The organism is Anaerotruncus sp. (genome assembly GCF_057433415.1).
The window spans coordinates 1-6,723 of the sequence record NZ_DBMDHH010000086.1 but is presented as its reverse complement, the minus strand read 5'-3'; the positions used below and the strand labels follow the sequence as shown (position 1 = coordinate 6,723).

Genomic DNA, 6,723 nt, shown 5'->3' with positions numbered 1-6,723 from the left:
GGAGTACCTTGCCAGTACCCGCAGGTTACCGCCACACCCCATGGGTACACTAGCTGAAGGCTCAATTCAGGTTGCGGATGCTCCCAACTATGGAACAACCCGGCTCGCAAAAAGTTCTTGACTTTTGACCCCAAAAATCTTATAATTGTTTTGGGGTCAAAAGTCGAAGGAGGTGACGCACCTGACCGCCGCAAAAATGGGGCGGCCGACGACCGATCCGAAACCGCATAAGGTTGGAGCGCGTATCAACGACGAGGACTTCAAAATCCTCCTTGATTACTGTACGCGACATCAGAAAACCCAGCCAGAAGCGATCCGGGACGGCATCAAAAGCCTCAAGGAAAAGTGAAGGAAACGGCGCGCCCCCAACAAGAAGTTCGCCGTTTCCGACCCCACGCACAGGACCTTGCGGACCTCACGCACAAATATTTTACCATGTGCGCATGATTTCTGCAAGTACCTGTGCGGCAATGACAGAAAGGAGCCGTCCATGACCGTCACCCATGACGACTTTGAAAGCTACCTTCACGGGCGTCTCACCGAACAGCGGGACGCACTGCACGATTCCGAAGCCTGTTCCCTGCTTGACGAGCAGGTTGAACAGCTCGAAGCCGCCCTGCCCGGCGGAGAAACATTCGACGATTACCGCCAGGTCCTTCGCACCCGCGCAAACTACGAGGTCGGCTGGGCCTACTGGCGTGGCTATCTCGACTGTGTTTCCCTGCTCAAGCGCCTCACCGTGCTGTAATAAGAAGCGGCCGCCCGATGGGCGGCCGCTTCTTGTTGCGCAGTAAAATTTTCGTTCATTGGGAGCGCCCGCAACCTGAATTGAGCCCTCAGCTGGTGTACCTGTGGGGAGCGGCGGTAGTCTGCGGGTTATGGCAAGGTACTCCCGGGGATTCCTAAGGGACTGGCGGAAGTCCCTTAGGCGGACTTTTGGTTCCTTTTCGTCCGTCCGAAAAGGAACCCGTGGTGCGCGGCGGAACGCGCAAGTAATTCTTGCCGCTTGGAAAGCGGCAATTCCCGCGATAGCCCCGCCGGGCGGCCGTCGGCGGGACACGCCTCCGGCACTAGGCCTGCGGGCCGTCGCAGCGCGGCAAACCCAAGAGGTCAGCAGCAGGGCGTGATCCACCCGAAGGGATCGGGGATGCGCCCCCACTGGATGTCGGTGATCGTATCGTAGAGCTTCTGGCTGATCTCGCCGATCCTGCCCTCGTTGATGATGGTGACGGTGTCGCCGCATTTGAGCTCGCCGATCGGCGAGATGACGGCGGCGGTGCCGGTGCCCCACGCCTCTTCGAGCTTGCCCGCCTTGGCGGCGCTTTCGAGCTCATCGATCGAGAGCTTGCGCTCGGAGACGTTCATGCCCCACGACCGGAGTAGCTGGATGACCGATTTGCGGGTGATGCCGGGCAGGATGCTGCCGTCGAGCTCCGGGGTGACGATCTCGCCGTCGATCTTGAAGAAGACGTTCATCGAGCCGACTTCCTCGACGTATTTGCGCTCGACCGCGTCGAGCCACAGCACCTGGGAATAGCCCTGCCTCTCGGCCTCCTCCTGCGCGATGAGGCTGGCGGCGTAGTTGCCGCCCGTCTTGTAGGCGCCCATGCCGCCCTGGGAGGCCGCGCGGACATATTTTGTCTCGACGTAGATCTTGACCGGATCGATGCCGCCCGCGTAGTAGGCGCCCGAGGGTGAGAGGATGACGCAGTAGACGTAGTGCGCGGACGGATGCACGCCCAGCACCGCCTGCGTGGCGACGATGAAGGGGCGGATGTAGAGGGAGGTGTCCGGCGCGGAGGGGACCCAGTCCTTCTCGATGGTGACGAGCCGCTTGAGGCCCTCCATCAGCAGCTCCTCATCCATTTTCGGGATGACGAGGCGCTCGCAGGAGGTGTTCAGGCGCTTGAAGTTCTGGCCGGGACGGAAGAACTGGATCTTGCCGTCGGCGGTGCGGTAGGCCTTCATGCCCTCGAAGACCTCCTGCGCGTAGTGCAGGCAGGAGCAGGCCGGGTCCATCGGGATGGGGCCGTAGGGGACGACGCGCGGGTCGTGCCAGCCCTGTCCGTCGTCGTAGTCCATCAGGAACATGTGGTCGGTAAAGATATGGCCGAAGCCGAGGTTGTTCTCGTCGGGCTTCTGCTTCGGATGATCGGTCAGCGTGACCTTGATCTCCATCATAGGTAAACACTCCTTTTTTCTCCCCGGTGATACGGTTTTCTATATGGTTTCCATCATAGCACGGAAGCGGTTCCGTGTCAAAAAAAATCCGTTATTTTCGTCAGATGCCACAAACCTCCGGCGGTATGGAAACAGGCTGCCGGAAAGGAATTCCGGCAGCCTGATCGTTTCTCATCCGCTGTGCGGGACCCGTTTCGCTTAGTAGGCGACGCCCTGCCACTTCATCGCGTCGGCGATCTTCATGAAGCCGGCAATGTTCGCGCCCATTACGAGGTTGCCCTCGGCGCCGAACTCCTTCGACGCATCAAACACGTTGTGGAAGATGTTCTCCATGATGTTTTTGAGCTTGGCGTCGACCTCCTCGGCCGTCCAGGAATAGCGCGCCGAGTTCTGGCACATCTCCAGGCCGCTGACCGCCACGCCGCCCGCGTTGGCCGCCTTCGCCGGTCCGAAGATTACGCCGCCCTTCTGGAAGATCTCGACCGCCTCGGGGGTGCTGGGCATGTTCGCGCCCTCGCAGACCGCCATCACGCCGTTTGCGACGAGCGCCCGCGCGGCCTCCGCATCGATCTCGTTCTGGGTCGCGCAGGGCAGCGCGACGTCGCACTTGACCGTCCAGATGCCCTTGCAGCCCTCGTGGTACTCGGCGCCGGGCACCCGCGCGGCATACTCCTTGATGCGGGCGCGCTCGACCTCCTTGATCTGCTTGACGACGTCGAGCTTGATGCCCTCCTTGTCGTAGATATAGCCGTTGGAGTCGTACATGGCGACGACCTTCGCGCCCATCTCCTGCGCCTTCTCGCAGGCGTAGATGGCCACGTTGCCCGAGCCGGAGATGACGACCGTCTTGCCCGCGAGGGAGTCGTTCTTCATCGATTTGAGCATCTGCTGGGTGAAGTAGAGCAGGCCGTAGCCGGTGGCCTGCGGGCGGATGAGGGAGCCGCCGTAGGAGAGGCTCTTGCCCGTCAGAACGCCGGTGAACTCGTTGCGCAGGCGCTTATACTGGCCGTAGAGGTAGCCGATCTCCCGCGCGCCCACGCCGATGTCGCCCGCCGGGACGTCGGTGTCCGGGCCGATGTGGCGGTAGAGCTCGGTCATGAAGCTCTGGCAGAAGCGCATGATCTCCCCGTCGCTCTTGCCTTTGGGGTCGAAGTCGGAGCCGCCCTTGCCGCCGCCCATCGGCAGCCCGGTCAGCGAGTTCTTGAAGCACTGCTCGAAGCCGAGGAACTTGATGACCGACGCGCAGACGCTCGGATGGAACCGCAGGCCGCCCTTATAGGGGCCGATCGCGGAGTTGTACTGGACGCGGAAACCGCGGTTGACCTGGACGTTGCCCTCGTCGTCCACCCACGAGACGCGGAACTGAATGAACCGCTCGGGCTCGACGATCCGGTCGATGATGCCCGCCTTTACAAGGTCGGGACGCTGGGCCACGACCGGCTCAAACGATTCGAGGACCTCCCTGACCGCCTGCAAAAACTCCGGTTCGTTCGGGTTGCGCTTGCATACGGTGTCGTAGACGCCCTGCAGATATGTACTTTGAAAGGTTGACATGAAAATTCCCCCTTATCGAATTTCATCCATCCGGCCCGTTCGGGCCGCCGCGCCGGCGGGCCGCTTATGAGATATTCTTTATTATAATGAATCATTTGCAGTGATGCAAGATGAATGTTGCAAAAAAATGGTCTTTTTTCAAAGTTTTCACGTTTTTTATATGATCTTTGCAGGATTGACGGACAAGGTTGACGGATTCGTGCGTTTGGCGTATACTTACACCAGTGTAGAGAGCGCGTTGGACAGCGGCGCGGCCCCGCTTTGCGGGGGCGTGAGGAAAGTCCGGGCTTCACAGGGCGGGATACCTGCTAACGGCAGGCCGGGGCGACCCGAGGGAAAGTGCAACAGAAAGATACCGCCATCGCATCACGGGGGCTTCCCCCGCGGACGGTGGTAAGGATGGAAAGGCGAGGTAAGAGCTCACCGGGACGCGGGTAACCGCGCCGCCATGTAAACCCTATCCGAAGCAACGCCAGCTGGGACGATGCGGCGGCCCGCCGGGTCCCGAAAGGCGGCTTGAGCCGCGCGGCGACGCGCGGCCCAGAAAGATCGTTGTCCACGACAGAACCCGGCTTACAGACGCCCTCTCTACGCGCAAAAGAACCCGCAGCACATGGCTGCGGGCTCTTTTTTTGGACATATCCTCCGGCGCGCGGACATATCCTGTAATGGAATCCAAAAGCCCGGAGGTGAAAAATATGGCGCTATCCATCCTGACCGCCGCCGCGGGCGCCGTCTGCCTGATCATGCTCGCCGCCCTGTGGCGTTCCCGGCATTTTCTCCGTTCCCTCTGCTTCTCCGCCCTCACCGGCAACGCCGCCCTCCTTGCCGTCTGCTGGTCCGGGGCCTTCACCGGGATCGCCCTCTCCCCCAACCTCTTCACCGTCGGCGCCGCCACGCTGCTCGGCCTGCCCGGCGTGATTTCCCTGCTCGTCGTCAAGTTGATTTTCGGCGTGTGAGGGCGTATAATGGTCCGGTGAACGTTTCATTTACCGGAGGACGCTATGGAGATTCGATTTTTTGACGGCACGGACAACCTTTCCGACGCGCTGTGGGTGCGCGACGAGGTATTTACGAAGGAACAGGGCTTCACCATCCCCGACGAGGACGAGTTCGACGCGGTGTCGCGGCACATGGTCGTCTACCGGGAGGGCCGGCCCGCCGCCACCGGACGGGTCTACTGCGACGCGGACGGCGAGACCTTCCACATCGGGCGCATCGCGGTGTGCAAGGCCTTCCGCGGCGAGCAGCTCGGGCGGCTGCTGATGGAACGGCTCGAGGCCGCGGCGCGGGAGCGGGGCGCGAAAAAAATCGTCGTGGGCGCGCAGCTCTACGCCATCCCCTTTTATGAGAAGTGCGGCTACCGGCCCACGGGGGAACGGTTCTTCGAGGAATTCTGCGAGCATGAGACGCTTGTCAAGGAGTTTTTCTGAACATCCCCGGCACAAAAAACGCCCGGCCGAACGGCCGGGCGTTTGTCCGCAAATCGCTTATTTCATCGCGTAGCTGATGAGATAGACCGCAAGCGTGATGACCACAAACGCGATCCCCGTATACTTGGTGACGCGGACCATGGTCGCCTGCATCGAGCGGTTTTTGTTCTTCCCGAGATAGGACGATTCATTCGAGCCGGCAAGCGCGTTCAGGCCGTTGCCTTTACCCTCCTGAAACATGACAGTCACGGTAATCACAACGGCAGCAATCATGATCAGAACGCCGCCGATGATTTCAATCGCATTCATCCTTTTTTTACCTCCGATTCCTGAGTACTCCAACTCGTAATATGATAGCATAATCACCCTTTCAATGCAAGGGTTTCAAATAATTTTTTCCGTTTTGCATCTTTTCATCCCCCGGGCGCATACTAAAAACGGTTTTTACCTCGAAATTGCGTTTGCACGGGGCGGAAAACCCGAGCCGGACGGGCCTCCCGTCCGGCTTCTGTTTTTTTGCCGCTCGGGGAGCGGCGGAGCTTTCACGGGTATTGCCGCCCGTGGGCGGCGGGGCTTTTTAGATAATCCGCGCTGCGCCCGGCGAGGCATTTGATCGCCCTCCTTCGGAGAGCTGAGGGGAGCCGCCTGCGGCGACATGGATTGCCGGGACCCGCCCCGGCGGGCGGGCCGACTTCTTGCGCGCCCAAGAAGTCGGCGGAAGAAGGGCGCTCAAGGGCCCTCCGCCTTGGGCGGCCTGCCCGGGCATAGATGCGCTCCTCGCCTGCGGCGACGCGCATTCAAAGAGGGCCACAGGCGCCACTTGTCCCTTCGGGACAAATGGTGTTCCCATTCGGGCTGTCGCTTCGCGACCCCTTTGGATTCCCCGTAGGGAGTCGCCATGCGACCCGGCCCGAAGGGCCGGAATCCTGAGAGGACGCCTTCGGCGGATGCCCGGAGCGCGCTACGCGCGACGGCCGATCTCCGGCCTAAGAGCCGCCTTCGGCGGTTGGCCTCCGAAACGCGGTCTGCGGACCGCAGTCGCGGGCGCTCCGCCCCGCGTCCCCGGCTTGAGTCCGCTACGCGGACCCGGCCCTGCGGGCCGGAACTCCAAGCGGTATCTCCGGGAGTACCTTGCCAGTACCCGCAGGTTACAGCCGCTCCCAACAGGTACACCAGCTGAAGGCTCAATTCAGGTTGCGGGCGCTCCCAATAGATGAAGCCGGATGGCTCGCCGGGGACACACGGCGGAAAACAACGCCCGTTCCGGACGTTCGCGCGCTCTGCGCGCGTGCGCGGCGTAGCCGCGCAGTTTTCCGCCTCCCCGTGGGCGCTGCGCGCCACGCAAAAGCGGTCGTGCCTCCCCGAACGCACGTCCGATTCGGTTCCGGAGACTCGCCGGCAGAGGCATTGCGCCCGCGGCGCGGCGGCGGGCGGGATGCTGTACACCCGTCCGCTCATCCGTGAACCGGGCGCCGCCGACTTTGGCCGCAGGCCAACCGGAGGCGGCGCTGGGGTCGCAGGGGCGCAGCCCCTCGCGCCCTTCTTTGGTTCCTTT

Annotated in this window: 7 protein-coding genes and 1 other RNA gene; 5 read left to right on the top strand and 3 right to left on the bottom strand. The window is 61.9% G+C overall.

Translation table 11 applies throughout. The annotated features are described in order from the left end of the window. Positions 1–172 precede the first annotated feature (172 nt). Entirely contained in the window at positions 173–349 is a 177-nt protein-coding gene (locus ACZO3G_RS14205) for a hypothetical protein (protein WP_172439106.1), read from the top strand. A 141-nt stretch (positions 350–490) separates the two neighbouring features. Continuing rightward, entirely contained in the window at positions 491–748 is a 258-nt protein-coding gene (locus ACZO3G_RS14200; protein WP_101549421.1) for a hypothetical protein, read from the top strand. Positions 749–1,110: 362 nt separating this feature from the next. Here the strand turns inward: ACZO3G_RS14200 and ACZO3G_RS14195 are convergent, their stop codons facing one another. Both ACZO3G_RS14195 and gdhA read right to left on the bottom strand, forming a co-directional pair. Continuing rightward, complete coding sequence (locus tag ACZO3G_RS14195; RefSeq protein WP_276874342.1) at positions 1,111–2,178, bottom strand: branched-chain amino acid aminotransferase; 1,068 nt, start codon at positions 2,176–2,178, stop codon at positions 1,111–1,113. Positions 2,179–2,379: 201 nt separating this feature from the next. Further along, entirely contained in the window at positions 2,380–3,735 is a 1,356-nt protein-coding gene (gene gdhA, locus ACZO3G_RS14190; protein WP_276874333.1) for an NADP-specific glutamate dehydrogenase, read from the bottom strand. A gap of 230 nt (positions 3,736–3,965) precedes the next feature. Here gdhA and rnpB point away from each other — a divergent pair. From rnpB to ACZO3G_RS14175, 3 genes are all read left to right on the top strand, one after another. Further along, an RNA gene (rnpB, locus tag ACZO3G_RS14185) (RNase P RNA component class A) lies at positions 3,966–4,327 on the top strand. Positions 4,328–4,433: 106 nt separating this feature from the next. Next, entirely contained in the window at positions 4,434–4,694 is a 261-nt protein-coding gene (locus ACZO3G_RS14180; protein ID WP_172439160.1) for a pro-sigmaK processing inhibitor BofA family protein, read from the top strand. A gap of 45 nt (positions 4,695–4,739) precedes the next feature. Then, positions 4,740–5,168, top strand: coding sequence for a GNAT family N-acetyltransferase (locus ACZO3G_RS14175; protein ID WP_276874338.1), 429 nt, complete (start codon positions 4,740–4,742; stop codon positions 5,166–5,168). Positions 5,169–5,225: 57 nt separating this feature from the next. On the opposite strand, the gene secG is transcribed toward ACZO3G_RS14175, so the two are convergent. After that, positions 5,226–5,477, bottom strand: coding sequence for a preprotein translocase subunit SecG (gene secG / locus ACZO3G_RS14170; RefSeq protein WP_101549413.1), 252 nt, complete (start codon positions 5,475–5,477; stop codon positions 5,226–5,228). Positions 5,478–6,723 lie beyond the last annotated feature (1,246 nt).

What these genes read in the sequence shown, in the direction of transcription:
- ACZO3G_RS14200 (WP_101549421.1), top strand. Translation starts at nt 491, where the DNA reads ATGACCGTCACCCATGACGACTTTGAAAGCTACCTTCACGGGCGTCTC.
- ACZO3G_RS14195 (WP_276874342.1), bottom strand. Translation starts at nt 2,178, where the DNA reads ATGGAGATCAAGGTCACGCTGACCGATCATCCGAAGCAGAAGCCCGAC.
- gdhA (WP_276874333.1), bottom strand. Translation starts at nt 3,735, where the DNA reads ATGTCAACCTTTCAAAGTACATATCTGCAGGGCGTCTACGACACCGTA.
- ACZO3G_RS14180 (WP_172439160.1), top strand. Translation starts at nt 4,434, where the DNA reads ATGGCGCTATCCATCCTGACCGCCGCCGCGGGCGCCGTCTGCCTGATC.
- ACZO3G_RS14175 (WP_276874338.1), top strand. Translation starts at nt 4,740, where the DNA reads ATGGAGATTCGATTTTTTGACGGCACGGACAACCTTTCCGACGCGCTG.
- secG (WP_101549413.1), bottom strand. Translation starts at nt 5,477, where the DNA reads ATGAATGCGATTGAAATCATCGGCGGCGTTCTGATCATGATTGCTGCC.